General features: G+C 72.9%; 14 protein-coding genes. 3 read left to right on the top strand and 11 right to left on the bottom strand.

The window, feature by feature from the left end:
* Nucleotides 1-8: 8 nt before the first annotated feature.
* Entirely contained in the window at nucleotides 9-893 is an 885-nt protein-coding gene (locus G7075_RS01730) for a hypothetical protein (protein ID WP_166118283.1), read from the top strand.
* Between the two features lie 87 nt (nucleotides 894-980).
* Here G7075_RS01730 and G7075_RS01725 read toward each other — a convergent pair whose 3' ends face one another.
* The 3 genes from G7075_RS01725 to fdxA form a co-directional block, all read right to left on the bottom strand.
* A complete protein-coding gene (locus G7075_RS01725) occupies nucleotides 981-2,267 on the bottom strand; it encodes a citrate synthase (RefSeq protein WP_166118280.1) in 1,287 nt (428 codons plus the stop codon).
* Between the two features lie 103 nt (nucleotides 2,268-2,370).
* Nucleotides 2,371-3,519 carry a succinyldiaminopimelate transaminase gene (gene dapC / locus G7075_RS01720; RefSeq protein ID WP_166118277.1) on the bottom strand — a complete coding sequence of 383 codons (1,149 nt, stop codon included), beginning with the start codon at nucleotides 3,517-3,519 and terminating at the stop codon, nucleotides 2,371-2,373.
* A 4-nt stretch (nucleotides 3,520-3,523) separates the two neighbouring features.
* The gene (gene fdxA / locus G7075_RS01715; RefSeq protein ID WP_166118274.1) at nucleotides 3,524-3,850 is read right to left on the bottom strand and encodes a ferredoxin; all 327 of its coding nucleotides are present in this window, start codon (nucleotides 3,848-3,850) and stop codon (nucleotides 3,524-3,526) included.
* A gap of 21 nt (nucleotides 3,851-3,871) precedes the next feature.
* On the opposite strand from fdxA, the gene G7075_RS01710 reads away from it, so the two are divergent.
* Nucleotides 3,872-4,900, top strand: a complete 1,029-nt coding sequence (locus G7075_RS01710; RefSeq protein WP_166118271.1) for a GNAT family N-acetyltransferase — start codon at nucleotides 3,872-3,874, stop codon at nucleotides 4,898-4,900.
* Here G7075_RS01710 and G7075_RS01705 read toward each other — a convergent pair.
* From G7075_RS01705 to typA, 8 genes are all read right to left on the bottom strand, one after another.
* On the bottom strand, nucleotides 4,869-7,514 hold the full coding sequence (locus G7075_RS01705; RefSeq protein WP_166118268.1) for a hypothetical protein: 2,646 nt from the start codon (nucleotides 7,512-7,514) through the stop codon (nucleotides 4,869-4,871). The two genes, G7075_RS01710 and G7075_RS01705, sit on opposite strands and share 32 nt — an antisense overlap.
* A gap of 130 nt (nucleotides 7,515-7,644) precedes the next feature.
* Nucleotides 7,645-8,190 (bottom strand): VanW family protein, encoded by a 546-nt coding sequence (locus G7075_RS01700; RefSeq protein WP_166118265.1) that lies wholly within the window; start codon nucleotides 8,188-8,190, stop codon nucleotides 7,645-7,647.
* Nucleotides 8,187-8,612, bottom strand: a complete 426-nt coding sequence (locus G7075_RS20575; RefSeq protein WP_371814265.1) for a peptidoglycan binding domain-containing protein — start codon at nucleotides 8,610-8,612, stop codon at nucleotides 8,187-8,189. The genes G7075_RS01700 and G7075_RS20575 overlap by 4 nt, the downstream gene beginning before the upstream one ends.
* A gap of 503 nt (nucleotides 8,613-9,115) precedes the next feature.
* Nucleotides 9,116-9,379 (bottom strand): hypothetical protein, encoded by a 264-nt coding sequence (locus tag G7075_RS20570; RefSeq protein WP_240917809.1) that lies wholly within the window; start codon nucleotides 9,377-9,379, stop codon nucleotides 9,116-9,118.
* 88 nt (nucleotides 9,380-9,467) lie between these two features.
* Nucleotides 9,468-9,866 carry a flavin reductase family protein gene (locus G7075_RS01690; protein WP_371814151.1) on the bottom strand — a complete coding sequence of 133 codons (399 nt, stop codon included), beginning with the start codon at nucleotides 9,864-9,866 and terminating at the stop codon, nucleotides 9,468-9,470.
* Complete coding sequence (locus tag G7075_RS01685; RefSeq protein ID WP_240917808.1) at nucleotides 9,863-10,735, bottom strand: PIG-L family deacetylase; 873 nt, start codon at nucleotides 10,733-10,735, stop codon at nucleotides 9,863-9,865. Before G7075_RS01685 ends, G7075_RS01690 begins: the two co-directional genes overlap by 4 nt.
* Nucleotides 10,732-12,588: an ABC transporter substrate-binding protein gene (locus G7075_RS01680; RefSeq protein WP_166118259.1), complete on the bottom strand. Its 1,857-nt coding sequence runs from the start codon at nucleotides 12,586-12,588 to the stop codon at nucleotides 10,732-10,734. The genes G7075_RS01685 and G7075_RS01680 overlap by 4 nt, the downstream gene beginning before the upstream one ends.
* A gap of 10 nt (nucleotides 12,589-12,598) precedes the next feature.
* Entirely contained in the window at nucleotides 12,599-14,494 is a 1,896-nt protein-coding gene (gene typA, locus G7075_RS01675; protein ID WP_166118256.1) for a translational GTPase TypA, read from the bottom strand.
* A 256-nt stretch (nucleotides 14,495-14,750) separates the two neighbouring features.
* On the opposite strand from typA, the gene G7075_RS01670 reads away from it, so the two are divergent.
* The gene (locus G7075_RS01670) at nucleotides 14,751-16,424 is read left to right on the top strand and encodes an ABC transporter substrate-binding protein (protein WP_166118253.1); all 1,674 of its coding nucleotides are present in this window, start codon (nucleotides 14,751-14,753) and stop codon (nucleotides 16,422-16,424) included.
* Nucleotides 16,425-16,445 lie beyond the last annotated feature (21 nt).

Raw genomic sequence — 16,445 nt, 5'->3', positions numbered from 1 at the left:
ACCACGCCATGCCGCGCACGCCCCGGGGCGCCGTGACGCTCGCCGAGGAGCGGCCGCGCACCCGCCGGCGCCGGTGGGTCGCCGCGGGGGTCACGCTGCTCGTCCTCGGGGTGCTCGTCGCCGGCGGCTGGGTCGGCATCCAGCGGCTCGTCCACGCGGTGTCGGGCGAGCAGTGCCGGGTCACCGCCGCCGGGGCGGGCTGGGACTGGGGTCCGGACCAGGCGAGCAACGCCGCCGCCATCACGGCCATCGCGGTCCAGCGCGACCTGCCGCCGCGGGCCGCGTCGATCGCCATCGCGACGGCCATGCAGGAGTCGAAGGTGCGCAACGTCCGCTTCGGCGACCGCGACTCGCTCGGGCTGTTCCAGCAGCGGCCCTCGCAGGGCTGGGGCTCGGCCGAGCAGATCCTCGACCCCGAGTACTCGACGAACAAGTTCTACGACGCCCTCGTCAAGGTCAAGGGCTACACCTCGATGGACATCGCCAAGGCCGCGCAGGCGGTGCAGCGCTCGGCGGCCGGCGAGGCGTACGCCCAGCACGAAGCCCAAGCCCGGGCGACGGCGTCGGTGCTCTCCGGCCAGACGCACGCGGGCATCGGCTGCGCCCTGCGCGACCCGGAGTCACCGGGCTCGGCCGAGGCGGTCGCCGCGCTGCTCGCCAAGGACTTCGGCATCAAGGGCACGGTCGAGGGCTCGACGGTGCGGGTGCGGGCGGGTTCGCAGGACCTCGCCTGGGCGGTCGGCTCGTGGGCGGTGGCGCGGGCCACCGACACCGGCGTCGTCCGGGTGTCGACGAACGGGCGCGAGTGGACCCGGTCGATGGAGGACGCCGCGCTCGCCTGGTCGACGGGCGGGTCCACCGACGAGCGCGAGGTCGTCATCCACCTCGCTTGACCCCCTGCTACCCCGCCCCCTCACGCGTCGAGTGCGGAAACGGTCGCCGGGGCGACCACTTCCGCACTCGAGGCCGGGGACGGTGGGTCAGCGCCGGTCGAGGGCCACGTAGTCGCGCTCGCCCTCACCGGTGTAGACCTGCCGCGGGCGGCCGATCTTGGTCGTCGGGTCCTGGATCATCTCGCGCCACTGGGCGATCCAGCCGGGCAGGCGGCCGAGGGCGAAGAGGACGGTGAACATCCGCGTCGGGAAGCCCATCGACTTGTAGATCAGGCCGGTGTAGAAGTCGACGTTCGGGTACAGCTTGCGCTCGACGAAGTAGTCGTCGGCGAGGGCGATCTCCTCGAGGCGCATCGCGATCTCGAGCAGGTGGTCACCACCGCCGGTCTTCTCGAGGATGCTGTGCGCGGTGTCCTTGATGATCGCCGCGCGCGGGTCGTAGTTCTTGTAGACCCGGTGCCCGAAGCCCATGAGCCGGACGCCGTCCTCCTTGTTCTTCACCTTCTTCATGAACTCGTCGGTGGAGAAGTCGGCGTTCTCGATGCGCTCGAGCATCTCGAGGACGGCCTGGTTGGCGCCGCCGTGCAGCGGGCCGAAGAGGGCGTTGATGCCGGCCGAGACCGAGGCGAAGAGGTTGGCCTGCGAGGAGCCGACGAGGCGGACCGTCGAGGTCGAGCAGTTCTGCTCGTGGTCGGCGTGGAGGATGAGCAGCAGGTCGACGGCCTTGACGATCTCGGGGTCCAGGTCGTAGGCGGTGGCCGGCACGCCGAAGGTCATCCGGAGGAAGTTCTCGACGAGGCTGAGGTCGTTGTCCGGGTAGAGGAACGGCTGGCCGATCGACTTCTTGTACGCGTACGCGGCGATGGTCGGCAGCTTCGCGAGGAGGCGGATGGTCGAGATCTCGACCTGCTCCTGGTCGAACGGGTCGAGGCTGTCCTGGTAGAAGGTCGACAGCGCCGAGACCGCCGAGGACAGCACGGGCATCGGGTGCGCGTCGCGCGGGAAGCCCTGGAAGAAGCCCTTGAGGTCCTCGTGGAGCATCGTGTGCTCGCGGATGCGCGCCTCGAAGTCGGCGAGCTCGGTGGGGGTCGGCAGCGACCCGTAGATGAGCAGGTACGACGTCTCGAGGAACGTCGACTGCTTCGCGAGCTGCTCGATGGGGTACCCGCGGTAGCGCAGGATGCCCTCGTCGCCGTCGATGTAGGTGATGGCGCTGGTGCAGCTCGCGGTGTTCGTGAAGCCGGCGTCGAGGGTGACGTTGCCGGTCTCCTTGAGCAGGGCGGAGATGTCGTACCCGCTGTTGCCCTCGGTGGCGGGGACGAGGCCGAGGTCGAGCTGCTTGCCCGCCGCGTGGAGGGTTGCTCCGTCGGTCATGTCGCGATCCTCTGGGTCTCGGGGGTGGCTCGGACGTTTTTTCGACCCTACCCGCCAGTCAGCGAGCGGTGAAACGGGGCCGGCGTGAGATTCCCCGCTCCGGTCAGCCCAGCCGTCGGGCGGCAGCGGCGATGCGCTCGTCGGTCGCCGTCAGGGCGATGCGGACGTGCTCGCGACCGGAGGCACCGTAGAAGTCGCCGGGCGCGACGAGCAGGCCCCGCGCGGCCAGCCGGTCGAGGGTGACCCGCGACGGCTCCCCCGCCGTGGCCCAGAGGTAGAGCCCCGCCTCGGAGTGCTCGACCCGCAGGCCGAAGGCCTCGACGGCCGGACGCAGGACCGCGCGCCGGGCGGCGTAGCGGGCCTTCTGCTCCGCGACGTGGGCGGTGTCGCCGAGGGCCGCGAGCATCGCCCGCTGCACCGGCCACGGCACGATCATCCCGGCGTGCTTGCGGACCTCGAGCAGCCGCCCGACGAGTGCCGGGTCGCCGGCGACGAACGCCGCCCGGTACCCCGCCAGGTTCGACTGCTTGGAGAGCGAGTAGACCGCGAGCAGCCCCTCGTGCGAGTCGCCGCAGACGCGGGGGTCGAGGATCGACGGGGTGGTCGGCGGCTCGGTGGAGCCGGCCTCCCGCGGCCGCCAGTCGAGCTCGGCGTAGCACTCGTCGGAGGCGACGACCACGCCGTGCTCGCGCGCCCAGGCGACGACCTTCGCGAGGTGCTCGACCCCGAGCACCGCACCCGTCGGGTTGCCGGGACTGTTGAGCCACAACAGCTTCGGCGTGGTGGCGGGGGTCAGCGGCCCGAGCGCGGTGAGGCCGTCGACGGCCATCGGCACGGCGCGGGCCAGCCGGGCGCCGACGTCGTAGGTGGGGTAGGCGACGCGGGGGAACGCGACGACGTCGCCCTCGCCGAGCCCGAGCAGGGTCGGCAGCCAGGCGACGAGCTCCTTGGAGCCCATGGTCGGCAGGACGCCGGCGGGGTCGAGGCCCGGCACCCCGCGCCGGGCCGCGAACCAGGCGGCGACGGCCTCGCGCAGGTCGGGCGTGCCGTACGTCTGCGGGTAGCCCGGCGCGTCGGCGGCCGCGGCGAGGGCCGCGCGCACGACCTCGGGCGTCGGGTCGACCGGGGTGCCGACGGACAGGTCGACGATGCCGCGCCCGGCCTCACCCTCGATCGAGGGGTCGGAGAAGGCGCTCGCCCGCTCCTTGGCGGGAGCGAGCGAGTCCCAGGGGAAGTCGGGGAGGGTCAGCACCCCGTCACTCGTCGTGCTCCTGCGGGGGGAGGTCGGCGATGATCGGGTGGTCCTTGGCGATGACGCCGAGCTTGGCGGCGCCGCCCGGGCTGCCGAGGTCGTCGAAGAACTCGACGTTGGCCTTGTAGTACTCGGCCCACTGCTCGGGCACGTCGTCCTCGTAGTAGATGGCCTCGACCGGGCAGACCGGTTCGCACGCACCGCAGTCGACGCACTCGTCGGGGTGGATGTAGAGGCTGCGCTCGCCCTCGTAGATGCAGTCGACGGGGCACTCCTCGATGCAGGCCTTGTCCTTCAGGTCCACACAGGGCTGCGCGATCACGTACGTCATGGCGCCCATACTATGCGGGCCATGGAGCCTCCGACGTCTGGGTCCGCGGGCCTGCCGCCGGTGGGTTCGCGGGTCGTCGTGCGGCACCGTCTCCCGGCCCCGGACCCCCTCACCGGGGCCACCCTCACCGACGTCGTCGGCACGCTCGTCCACGTCGACGAGGCCGTGCTGCTCGTCCGCGCGCGCCGCGGCGAGGTCGCCGTCCCGCAGGCCGCCGTCACCGTGGTCAAGGAGCTGCCGCCCGCCCCGTCGCGACGCGGCGCGCCGCACCTCGCCCTGTCGGTCGAGAACCTCCAGCGCGTGATGGTCGGCGCGTGGCCGGCTCCCGACACCGAGCACCTCGGCGACTGGCTGCTGCGGGCCGCCGGTGGCTTCACGCAGCGCGCGAACTCGGTGATGACGGCCGGCGACCCGGGGCGTCCCCTGCCGGCGGCGGTCGACGCCGTGCAGGCCTGGTACCGGGCCCGGTCGCTCTCCCCCCGGCTGACCCTGGCCGGCCCGGTCGGCTTCGTCCTCGCCGACGACCTCCTCGGCGCCGAGCTCCTCGGGCGCGGCTACCAGCCGCGCGTCCCGACCACCACACTCACCGCCGCCGTCGCCACCGTCCTCGGCACCGCACCGGCCGGCCCCTCCCCCGGCGTCACGGTGACGACGTCGACCACGCTCACCGACGAGTGGTTCGCCGCCTACCAGGGCTACCGCGAGGCGCCGGCCGGCCCGGCCCGGGCCGTGCTCACCGGGTCGCCCGAGCAGGTCTTCGCGAGCGCGGCCGACGGCGAGGGCGTGCTCGGGGTCGGACGGCTCGGGGTGGCCGCGACGTGGGGCGGCATCGCCGCGATGTGGGTCGCTCCGCGGGCCCGTCGTCGGGGCGTCGCCTCGGCCCTGCTCGCCGCACTCGCCCTCGAGGCCCGGGAGCGGGGCATCCGGTCGCTGCACCTGCAGACCGACACGGACAACGGTGCGGCACAGGCGCTCTACCGGCGCGCGGGCTTCGTGGCGCACCACGAGTACGTCACCCTCAGCGGTCCGACGACACCCGGGGGTCGATGAGCCGCGACTCGTCGCCGGGGGTCGGCGGGCCGTCGAGCGGTGCGGTCGGCGACACGGCCTCCGGCGCCACCTCGACGCCGTCGTCGTCGCCGTCGTCCCTGCCCGCCGGGGCGAGGACCAGCGTGAGGACGAGCTGGGCCGCGAGCTGCGCGGTGTGCTCCTCGCGGCCGACGTACGTGTACTCGGTGGGGTCGACGTACATCCGGCCGTCGGCGGAGCGCGCCTGCATCTCCACCGCGTGGGCGAGGTGCCGGGATGCCGACCCCCGGGCGTCGAGGTCCTCGGCGCCGTCGTCGAAGCCGAAGGCGACGGCCTGGGCGTCGAGCAGCGCGAAGGGCAGCACCTGCCCCTCGCCCCAGTCGCACCCCTGCGGGTAGTAGACGCCGTAGCCGGCCTGCTCCTGGCCGTCCCCCGTGTTGGGGCGGTAGACCGAGCCACCGGGGGCCGCGTACCCGGCGCCGACGTCGTAGACGTTCGTCGCGAGGCCCGCGTAGACGGACGAGAGCCCGACGAGGGCCGACTCGGGGGCGTCGGCACCGGCCAGCCGGGCCAGGAGCACGGTGTCGATGTTCTGGTAGGCGTTCGTCGAGTAGTCGGGCGCGATCCGGTCGTGGTTGACGACCGAGCCGTCGGCGTTGACGTTCCAGCCGACGAGCAGGCTGCGCAGCGGGACGCCGTCGACGGACGCGGTGCTCGTCAGGTCGGCCTTGCGGCTGAAGGAGTTCGCGAGGAAGCGCACCTCCGTGGCCCGCCAGGTGTCGCGGCGCTCGGCGGTGGGGAGCATCGCCAGCGCGACGGCCGGGGCGAGGGAGAACCACGAGTTCTCCTCGGCGCCGGAGTTGCCGGGCCGCAGCACGACGCCCGAGCGCGAGACCATGACGTAGGGCGCGACCGTGCTCGCGAAGTCGGCCTCGGAGACGACCATGTCCCGCACGCACGTACGGGTCCGCTCGGTCAGCCCGGACCAGGACAGCCAACCCGCGCGGGCGGCCAGCGACGACCACATCGGGCTCTGCCACGAGTGGCCCCACCCGCCGAGGCGCGTCGCGCGGTGCCGGCAGGCGACCGTGCCCACGACCTCCTCGACGACCGCGAGGCCCTGGGCGCGGCTCATCCCCGCCTCCTGCGGGTCGTAGCTGCCGGTGGCGAGGGCCGTCGACACCCCGAGCGCCTCCATCGACAGGCGGCGGATCGCGTCGGTGGCGTCGGACTGGGCGTTCCCGTCCATCGGGCGCGCCAGCAGTGAGGGTGCGGTGCGCGGCCACCAGACGGAGAGGCCGTGGCGCACGGCGTTGCCGAGGACGGAGACGGCCTCGTCGCGCAGCGGCCCCGCGGGGACGCCCGGCGCCAGCGTCGCGGCCGCCGCCGGGGCGACCGCGGTGGGCGCCGGGACGGCGGTGACGTACCCGACGAGGTCGACGACCACGTGGCCGGTGCCCCCGGACCGCACGACGGCGACCCCGCCGTCGACCCCGAGCGGCACGAGCACCTGGCGGGCCACCGGGACGTCGGCGCGCGCGTTGAGGTCTGAGGTCGGCGGGGTGCGCTCGCCGTTGCCGACGAGGACGAGCGTCCCCGTGGCACCGCGGCCGGGGACGGAGGTGACGGTGAGCAGGGCGGCCGACGCACCGACCGGCACGCCGCCCCGCCCGGTGACCCGCTGGGCGAGCCGCTGGCCGGACGCGAGGGGGACACCGGTGGTCCGGGTGTCGACGAGGCGGGTCGCGGGCACCGGGCGGAGGTGGCCCCCGGACGACCCCGGGCCGATGACGTAGCCGACGACGTCGACGACGAGGTGCGTCGAGCCGCCGCCCGTGGCGAGGGCGATGCGGCCGTCACGACCCACGCCCACGACGGCCTGGGTGGCGACGGCCTGGCCACGCACGGTGTTGCCGTTCGAGGTCGTCGGGCGCGGCTGGCCGCTGGCCCACGAGAGCAGCGGCAGCCCGCTCGCGGAGGCGGACACGGTCGTGAGGTTCGCGACGACGGCGGTGGCGCCGGCCGGCACCGGACCGGTCGTCACCCGGACCGTCGTCGGGGTGACCGACACCGGGCGTCCGACCCGGCGCGTGTCGAGGACGCGGGTGGGTGCGACCGGGTGCACCCCCTCGGAGGTGGCGCGGGGGCTCGCGGCGTACCAGCCGACGACGTCGACGACGACGTCGACGGCCGAGGCGCCGTTGGTGACGGTGACCGCGCCGTCGGCCCCCGGGCGGGCCAGGACGGTGTTGGCGACCGCCAGGCCCGGCGCGAAGTTCAGCGAGGAGGCGGTGGGAACGGCTGTGCCGGAGGCGTGCACGGTGAGGTGGCTGGCACTCGCGCCACCGACGGCGGTGACGTGCAGCTGGACGGCACCGACCCCCGAGGTGGGGGTGCCGGCGCGGCCCAGGACCGGGACGACGAGCCGTCCGCCGGGGCGCAGCCGGGAGCCGGTGGTCCGCGTGTCGACGAGCCGGGTCGGGAAGACCGCCCGGTAGCTGCCGGCGGTGGGTTGGACGGGTGCGGACAGGCCCGGGGCCCCGGCGACGTCGGACGCGTGGACCGGTGTCGCGGAAGCGGACTCGGAGGCGGCCAGGGCCAGTGGCGGGAGGAGGGCGGCCGCGGTCGCGAGCACGACCGATCGCCACGCGTGTCCCCTGCGCACCCCGGCCTCCATCCCTCGGTCGATAAACGCTAACGCGCAGGTGGCGGCCGGTGTGCACCCGCTCGGGCGGGTCTGACCGAAGGGACGAGGCAGGGGTCGGTCAGGGAGCCTTCTTCGTGCAGGTGACGTCGTCCTCGGGGTCGTAGCGGGTCGTGAACGAGGAGGTCTTCACGACCTTGCCGCCCTGCATGAAGATCCGGCCGATGTCGACCTTGAAGCCCGGGACGGGGCTCTGCGGCTTGCAGGTCGGGCTGTCGTCGGTGATCTTCTTCGGCGCGACGATGTCGTACCGCGCGCTCTTCGTGGCCTTGACGTCGTACTTCTTCGTGCCCCAGTACGTGACGGTGATCGACGTGGCGGTCGTCGAGACCTCCATGAGGATCCCGCCGTCCGTCGTGTTGGTCCACTTGTTGTGCAGGTCCGGCCACGAGATGGTCGCCTCGCGGCCCTCGGGGTAGCGCGAGATGTAGAACGAGTGCGCCTGCCACGCGTCGAGCTGCACCCCGGCGAAGAAGGAGGCGTTGAAGATCGTCGTGGACACCTGTGAGATGCCCCCGCCGTAGCTCTCGGCGAGCCGGCCGTCGCGGATGATGCCCGCCTTGATGTACCCCTTGTCGGGGGTCCGCTCGCCGAGGACGGCGTTCATGCTGAACTGCTCGCCCGGGGCACGTAGGTGCCGTTGATGATCGAGGCCGCGAGCCGGATGTTGTGCACGCGGGGCGCCCCGGCCTCGTAGCGGGTGGTGAAGGTCGAGATCTTCTCCTTGGGGAGGGTCTTCTTCGCCACGTCGGTCGTGAACTCGGGCTGGACCTCCTTGGTCGTCACCGTGGCCGTGCGCTGGCTCGTCGAGATGGCCTGCCACACGGCGGCCGAGATCGAGGCGTCGTCCAGGGCGGTCCCGACGACGCTGGGGGTGACGGTGGGCTTGCGGGCCTTGAAGGTGACGACGGCGTCCTTGGCCGCGACCTCGAGCTTCGCGGCGGTGGCCGCCTCGTGCACGACGGCCCGCAGCTTCTTGTCGTCGGCCCTCGGGGTGATCGTGCCGTCGGCGCCCGGGGCGAGGACCACGGCCGGTGCGAAGTCGGCCGGTGCGACCTGGAAGCTCTTGGCACCGACGGCGACGGTGACGGGGGCCGAGACCGCGACGGTGGCGAACTCGTCGCGCACCCGCTCGAGCTCCTTGGCGGAGACCTTGGTCGGGGTCGTGCGGGCCGCCACGGCGACCGACTCCTGGGTCGGCCACCAGCGCCGCACCGCGGCGAGGGTGCCGGGCACGTCGGTGGTCGTGCCCTCGACCGGGGCCTTGTACGCGACCTTGCCGCCGGCCAGCGAGATGCTGCCCTCGGTGGGCTTGCCGTCGAGCCGCGAGCGGGCTCCCTCGAGGACCTTCGTCAGCTTCGCATCGTCGAGGTCGACCACGGGCGGCTCCTCGCCCCCGCCGGCGACGTGCTTCCAGACGTCGGCCGGTGCGAGGGAGAAGCCCGTGAGCCCGTCGACGGTGGCGGGGACGTCGACCGAGAGGCCGGCGTCGGTGGGCTTGACCGTGACCTTGCCGGCCGCCGAGGTGAGCGTCAGCGGCAGCGACGCGGGGTCCCCGAGGGCGCGCTGGAGGGTGGAGCGGGCCGCCGCGGCCCCTGGCCGCCGACATCGACCCCCGCCACGGTGGTGCCGCGCGGCACGCGGTCGGCGGCCCACGCGGCGGCGCCGCCGTAGAGGGCGGCGAGCACGACGAGCCCGCCGAGCACCGCGAACGGCCAGCGGCGCGGGCCGGGGGCGGGGTCCTCCCAGGAGGGCTCCTCCTCCCACGACGTCTCGTCGAACAGCTCCTGGGTCATGCGATGCTCCCGTAGCGGCCGCGGTAGTGGACGAGGGCCGGGCCGACGGAGTCCGGCAGCCCGATGTCGAGGACCTCCCCGACGACGATCACATGGTCCCCGCGGGGTGGGCGTCGACGGTGCGACACTCCAGGTGGGTCAGCGCCCCGTCGAGCAGGGCCACACCGGTGTGCCGGCCGCGGGTGAACTGCGCGCGGTCGAGCTGGCCGTGGAGGGGTCGGCCCCGGGTGGCGAACCACTCCGAGAGCGGGCGCTGGTCGGCGGCCAGGACGCTGACACCCCACACCCCCGCGGACACCACCGCGTCGTGGAAGCGCGCCTCGGTCTCGACGCAGACGAGGACGAGCAGCGGCTCGAGCGACACGGACGTGACGGTGTCGGCGGTCATCGCGTGGTCGTGGCCGCCGTCGACGGTGGTCAGCACGCTGACGCCCTGGACGAGGCGGCCCATGGCCTGGCGGTAGAAGGCCGGGTCGAGGTCGCTCACGCTGCTCCTTCCGGGAGGGGACGACCCGACGCTGGGTCGAGCCGCGCGAAGCCCTCGCGGCCGGGCAGCCGGAAGACGTGGCGGTTGGACAGGGCGTACCAGCCGTCGCCGACGACGACCTGGGTCTCGTGCGCCCGCAGGGCCGCGGCCTGGGCGGGGACGACCCCCGGGTCGACGACGGCGTGGGTGACGACCTCGTCCGGGACGACGTTCGCAGCGTAGGGGCTGTCCGGGCCGGGCAGGACCCAGCCGTCGGAGGCGGGGACCCGCTCGAGCAGCCAGGCGGCGTCCTCCTCGGCCCAGGTCAGCGGCGTGAGGGTGCCGAACAGCGGCACGGCGGTCGGCGACGCCGCGACGGCCGCCCGGGTGGCCTCGTGGGTGCGGACGTGGTCGGGATGGCCGTAGCCGCCGCCCGCGTCGTAGGTGACGACGACGTCGGGGTCGACGGCGGCCAGCACCTCGCCGACCGCGGCCGCGGCGACCTCGAGGGGCACGCCGGCCCAGGCGCGCGGGTCGGCGGCGGCCGCCGACCCGGCCATCCCGGAGTCGCGGAAGGCGGGCTCGTCGCCCGCTCCGGGCGCCCCGAGCAGGTGGTGGGTGACGCCCAGGGCGGCCATCGCGGCGGCCAGCTCGCGGCGGCGGTGCGCGGCGAGCGCCGGCCCGTCACCCTCGAGGTGGGCCAGGCCGGGCGGGATGACCTCGCCCTCCTCGCCGAGCGTGCAGGTGAGGACGTGCACCTCGTCGCCGCGCGCGACGTGGTGGGCGATCGCGACGCCGGTGGTCAGCGTCTCGTCGTCGGGGTGGGCGTGCACGAGGAGCAGGCGGCCCGGGCGGTCTCCGGGACGCACGTCGTCGAGCAGCCCCCTCACGGCACGACCGCGATGTCGGCGAACTCGACCACTCCCCCGAGCACCCCGTTGGACGACAGGTTGCGCACGTCAGAGCCCGCGACGTAGAGCGCCCGCCGCTCGGCCAGCCCGATGTACGCGCCCTGCTGGAGCAGCCGGCGGTCGACGTCGGCCCAGCCGCGCTCGCGGGCCTCGCGGTCGGCGACGGCCGAGGTCTTGGTCATCTGCTCGTCGAGCTCGGGGTCGGTGAAGTAGCCGTAGTCGCGCCCGGGGCCCGCTGCCGTGACGTTGATCGTGCTGTCGAACAGCGGGGGCAGGACCGTGGAGCCCGAGGCCCACGCCGGCGCCCAGTTCGACCAGAAGACGTCGACGTCCTTCGCGGTCCGGGGGTCCGAGATCGTCGCGAAGTAGTCGTCGGTGACCGGCTTGGTCTCCGGCTCGAAGCCGGCCTGCCGCCAGCTCGCGACGAGGGCGGCCATCGCCTTGTCGGCGGTCGGGTCGGAGCGGTAGGCCACGGTGAACTTCACGGGCGTGGTGACGCCGGCCTGCTCGAGCAGGCTCTTGGCCCGGGTGGGGTCACCGCGCGTGCCGGCCGCGACGGGGTCGTCGTCGTGCGCGGCGGGCAGCGCGCGCGGCAGCAGCGAGACGGCGGGGTCGGCGGCGGTCTTCCCGCCGATGGCCGTGACGTAGGCGTCGCGGTTGGTCGCGGCGGCCAGCGCGAGCCGGACCTTCTCGTCCTTGAACACCGCGCTGCGGGTGTTGGGGACGAGGTAGTCGACGACGCCGGTGAGCGGGTTGACCGAGCGCTCCTCGAGGCTCTGGACGGCCGTGATGTGCTGCTGGATCGCCGGCGGGGCCGACCCGAGCGAGACCGACACCCGGCCGGTGGCGTTGTCGGCCATGACCTGCTGGGCGACGGCCTGGGTGTCGAGGCCCTCCTGGTAGCGGATCTCGTCCGGGTAGGCCTTGCGGACCGGGTCGCTCGCGGCCGACCAGTGCGGGTTGCGGACGAACGTCCCGCCGCGCCCCTTCTCCCACGTGCCGCGCAGCATGTACGGGCCGGCGCTGAAGACGTCGTAGGAGCCGTCCGCGCCGCGGTCGACCGACTCCTTGACCGGGCCGAACGCCGGCTGGGCCAGCATCTCGGCGAAGTCGCCGGTCGGGGTGCTCAGGGTGAAGGTGATCTGCCGGCCGTCGCAGGCGACCGCCTTGTCGTAGGCCGCCTGGCCCTTCTCGGCCGCCGCGCCGGTGGCGTACGGCCCGGCGTAGGTGCTCGTGCCGTCGGCGTTGCGCGGCACCGCGAGCACGGCGAGGGCGTCGGTGGGTCCGCCCACGACGTCCTGGGTGGCGAAGGTGCGGGAGATGCCGTAGGCGACGTCGGCGCAGGTGACGGGGCTGCCGTCCTGCCACTGCACGCCGTCGCGGAGGGTGAAGGTCCAGGACTTGAGGTCCTTGCTCGGCGTGCCGGTGTCGGTCGCGAGGTCGCCGACGACGGTCGACTGCGCCTTCGGGTCGGTCGTCGCCTCGTACGCGGTGAGCGAGCGCGCGAAGACCCGTCCGGCGAAGGCCATGTCGCCCCGGGCCGCGATGCGCTGGGGGTCCCACGTGGCGACCGGCCCGAGCGAGAGGGCGTTGAGCGTGCCGCCGCGGGTGTCGACCCGGTCGCCGACCGCGGAGGACGGCAGGGTGTCGGGCGTGGGCTCGGACCCCCGCTGGCGGACGACGACGACACCGGCCGCGACGAGGGCGGCGACGACGAGGCCGACCACGAGCAGCAGGCGGACGGGGCGACGCCTCCGGGAGCCCCGCCGCTGCGAGCGGCGGGTCGGGTGCTCCGGGGTCGCGTCAGGGGTGTGGCGGTCTCTCCTGGCCATGCGGTGTCGGTCAGCTCCTCCTGGCCCGGGCGGCGGCGCGGGCGCGCAGGGTCTGGTCGAGCTCGACCTTGCGGATGCGCACGGCCTCCGGGGTCACCTCGACGCACTCGTCCTCGCGGCAGAACTCGAGCGACTGCTCGAGCGAGAGGGCACGCGGCGGCGCGAGCCGCTCGAGGACGTCGGCACCGGCGGAGCGCACGTTGGTGAGCTTCTTCTCCTTGGTGATGTTGACGTCCATGTCGTCGACGCGCGAGTTCTCGCCGACGATCATCCCCTCGTACACCTCGGTCGTCGGCGCGATGAAGAGCGTGCCGCGCTCCTGGAGGTTGGCCATGGCGTAGGCGGTGGCCGGCCCCGAGCGGTCGGCGACGAGCGAGCCGCTGATGCGGGTCGAGATGTCGCCCTGCCACGGCTCGTAGCCCTCGAAGACGTGGTTCGCGATGCCGGTGCCGCGGGTGTCGGTGAGGAACTGGGTGCGGAAGCCGATGAGCCCGCGCGACGGCACGAGGTACTCCATCCGGACCCACCCGGTGCCGTGGTTGGTCATCTGCTCGAGGCGACCCTTGCGGGCGGCGAGCAGCTGGGTGATCGCGCCGAGGTACTCCTCGGGGGTGTCGATGGTGACGCGCTCGATCGGCTCGTGGACCTTGCCGTCGACCTCGCGGGTGACGACGACCGGCTTGCCGACGGTCAGCTCGTAGCCCTCGCGGCGCATCTGCTCGACGAGGATGGCCAGCGCGAGCTCGCCGCGGCCCTGGACCTCCCAGGCGTCGGGGCGCTCGGTGGGCAGTACGCGCATCGACACGTTGCCGACCAGCTCGCGGTCGAGGCGGTCCTTGACGAGGCGCGCGGTGACCTTGGCGCCCTTGACCCGCCCGGCCATCGGGCTGGTGTTGATGCCGATGGTCATGGAGATGGCCGGCTCGTCGACGGTGATGAGCGGCAGCGGGCGCGGGTCGTCGAGGTCGGCGAGGGTCTCGCCGATGGTGATCTCGGGGATGCCGGCGACGGCGATGATGTCGCCGGGGCCGGCGGACTCGGCCGAGCGGCGCTCGAGGGCCTCGGTCATGAGCAGCTCGGTGATCTTCACCGACGAGATCGAGCCGTCGCGGCGGCACCAGGCCACCTGCTGGCCCTTGCGGATCGTGCCGTTGTGCACACGCAGCAGGGCGAGGCGGCCGAGGAAGTTCGAGGCGTCGAGGTTGGTCACGTGCGCCTGCAGCGGGGCGTCGGAGTCGTAGGACGGCGCCGGGATGGTCTCGATGATCGTGCGGAACAGCGGCTCGAGGTCGTCGCCGTCGGGGAGGCCGCCGTCGGCGGGGCGGGTCAGCGAGGCGATGCCGGCCTTCGCCGAGGCGTAGACGACCGGGAAGTCGAGCTGGTCCTGGTGGTGCTCGGCGTCGACGAGCAGGTCCATGAACAGCTCGTAGACCTCGTCGACGACCTCGGCGATGCGCGCGTCGGGCCGGTCGACCTTGTTGATGCACAGGACGACGGGCATCTGGGCCGCGAGCGCCTTGCGCAGGACGAACCGGGTCTGGGGCAGCGGGCCCTCGGAGGCGTCGACGAGCAGGACGACGCCGTCGACCATCGACAGGCCGCGCTCGACCTCGCCACCGAAGTCGGCGTGGCCGGGGGTGTCGATGATGTTGATGACCATGCCGTCGGTGATGCCGGCGTCGACCGCGGCCTTGCCGGCGTAGCGGACGGCGGTGTTCTTCGCGAGGATCGTGATGCCCTTCTCGCGCTCGAGGTCACCGCTGTCCATCGCGCGCTCGGCGATGTGGTCGTGCTCGCCGAAGGCTCCGGACTGCCAGAGCATCTTGTCGACGAGCGTGGTCTTTCCGTGGTCGACGTGCGCGACGATGGCGACGTTCCGGAGGTCGTCGCGGCGGGAGGCAGACATGCCCACCAGTCTCTCAGGGATTGCGGCTGCCACCGAATCGGGTGTAACGCCGCAGGACCGGCGCCCACCGGAAGGCTTCCGGCGCTCGTTCGGTCTCACTTGGGTAACCACTGGGATCGGAGCGTTCCCCCGAGCGGATTTGCTGGCTAGGGTCCGTGCAACCGCGGACGGGAGGGCTCACCCCTGCCGTGCGTGGACCTCAGCCGCCCGACCCGGGCGGTCAGAGTGACCGCACACCCAAGCGAGGTTCACACTGATGACACTCAAGCGCACGGCGCCACTCGTGCTGCTCACGGTGGCTGCCCTGAGCATGTCCGCGTGTGCCCAGTCCGACCGGGACTCCGGTAGCGACGGCGGCACGAGCGGCGGCGACGTCAAGGACACGTTCACCTTCGGCGCCGCCGGTGCCCCCGACGTCTTCGACCCGCTGTACGCGACCGACGGCGAGACCTTCCGCATCACGCGGCAGATCCACTCGGGCCTGCTCGGCATCAAGCCCGGCACCGCCGACATCCAGCCCGAGCTCGCCGAGAGCTGGACCCCGTCCGAGGACGGCCTGAGCTGGAGCTTCAAGCTGCGTCAGGGCGTGAAGTTCTCCGACGGCACCGCTTTCGACGCCAAGGCCGTCTGCTACAACCTCGACCGCATGTACAACCAGAAGGGCGCCGGCCAGACCGCCGCCGAGTACTGGACGTACTTCTTCGGGACCTTCAGCGACGACCCGTCCGGCTCGCTGTACAAGTCCTGCGAGGCCAAGGACGACGCGACCGCGGTCATCAACGTGACGCGCACGACCTCGAGCTTCCCGACGATCCTCTCGCTCGACTCCTTCTCGATGCAGTCGCCGACGGCGCTGGAGAAGGGCGACGCGAACAACGTCCAGACCGCCGGTGAGGGCTTCACCTACCCGGAGTACTCGAAGAACCCGGTCGGCATCGGCCCGTACAAGCTCTCGAAGTACGACGAGGCGAACAAGACCGTCACGCTCGTGGCCAACGACGCCTTCTACGGCGAGAAGCCGAAGAGCAAGACCCTCGTCTTCAAGATCATCCCCGACGAGAGCACCCGCCGCCAGGAGCTGCAGGCCGGCTCGATCGACGGCTACGACCTGCCGAACCCGGTCGACTGGAAGGGTCTCGAGGACTCCGGCAACAAGGTCGAGGTCCGGCCCGCGTTCAACATCCTCTACCTGGGCCTGAACCCCGAGCGGAACCCGAAGCTCAAGGACCTCAAGGTCCGCCAGGCCATCGCCTACGCGCTCAACCGGGACCAGATGGTCAAGAGCCAGCTGCCCGAGGGCGCCAAGGTGGCCTCGCAGTTCATGCCCGACACCGTGTCCGGCTACAACACCTCGCTCCAGCCGTACCCGTACGACCCGGAGAAGGCCAAGTCGCTGCTCAAGGAGGCCGGCGCCGAGGGCATGACCCTCAAGTTCGCCTTCCCGACCGAGGTCTCGCGGCCGTACATGCCGGACCCGCAGAAGATCCACGCCGCGTTCACCAAGGACCTCGAGGCCGTCGGCATCAAGGTCGACTCGGTGAGCAAGCCGTGGAACGGTGGCTACCTCGACGACGTGTCGGCCAACGGCGCGTACGACATGTGGCTGCTCGGCTGGACCGGTGACTACAACGCCGCCGACAACTTCCTCGGCACCTTCTTCAGCGACATCAAGGGCAACGACTTCCACACGAGCGTCATGCCGTGGGGCAAGACCCTGTCCGAGGACCTCAAGAAGGCCGACGCCATCGTCGACGAGGGTCAGCGCGAGGCCGCGTACCAGGACATCAACAAGCGCATCGCCGAGGAGTACCTGCCGGGCATCCCGGTGAGCCACTCCCCGCCGGCGCTCGTCACCAGCGGCAAGGTCAAGGGTCTGACGGCCAGCCCGCTGACCGCCGAGATGTTCGACACCGTCACGGCCGGCAAGTGACCGCCCGCGGGGCCCACCCCG

It is taken from the genome of Phycicoccus sp. HDW14 (genome assembly GCF_011383005.1).
GTDB lineage: Bacteria > Actinomycetota > Actinomycetes > Actinomycetales > Dermatophilaceae > Phycicoccus.
Note: the sequence above shows the minus strand (reverse complement) of the source record. Positions and strands in the feature narration are given on the sequence as shown.

Coding starts and splice junctions, on each gene's coding strand:
- G7075_RS01700 (WP_166118265.1), bottom strand. CDS start 8,190: ATGAACGCCGTCCTCGGCGAGCGGACCCCCGACAAGGGGTACATCAAG.
- G7075_RS01680 (WP_166118259.1), bottom strand. CDS start 12,588: ATGGCCAGGAGAGACCGCCACACCCCTGACGCGACCCCGGAGCACCCG.
- G7075_RS01725 (WP_166118280.1), bottom strand. CDS start 2,267: ATGACCGACGGAGCAACCCTCCACGCGGCGGGCAAGCAGCTCGACCTC.
- G7075_RS01730 (WP_166118283.1), top strand. CDS start 9: ATGCCGCGCACGCCCCGGGGCGCCGTGACGCTCGCCGAGGAGCGGCCG.
- G7075_RS01710 (WP_166118271.1), top strand. CDS start 3,872: ATGGAGCCTCCGACGTCTGGGTCCGCGGGCCTGCCGCCGGTGGGTTCG.
- fdxA (WP_166118274.1), bottom strand. CDS start 3,850: ATGACGTACGTGATCGCGCAGCCCTGTGTGGACCTGAAGGACAAGGCC.
- typA (WP_166118256.1), bottom strand. CDS start 14,494: ATGTCTGCCTCCCGCCGCGACGACCTCCGGAACGTCGCCATCGTCGCG.
- G7075_RS20570 (WP_240917809.1), bottom strand. CDS start 9,379: ATGACCCAGGAGCTGTTCGACGAGACGTCGTGGGAGGAGGAGCCCTCC.
- G7075_RS01670 (WP_166118253.1), top strand. CDS start 14,751: ATGACACTCAAGCGCACGGCGCCACTCGTGCTGCTCACGGTGGCTGCC.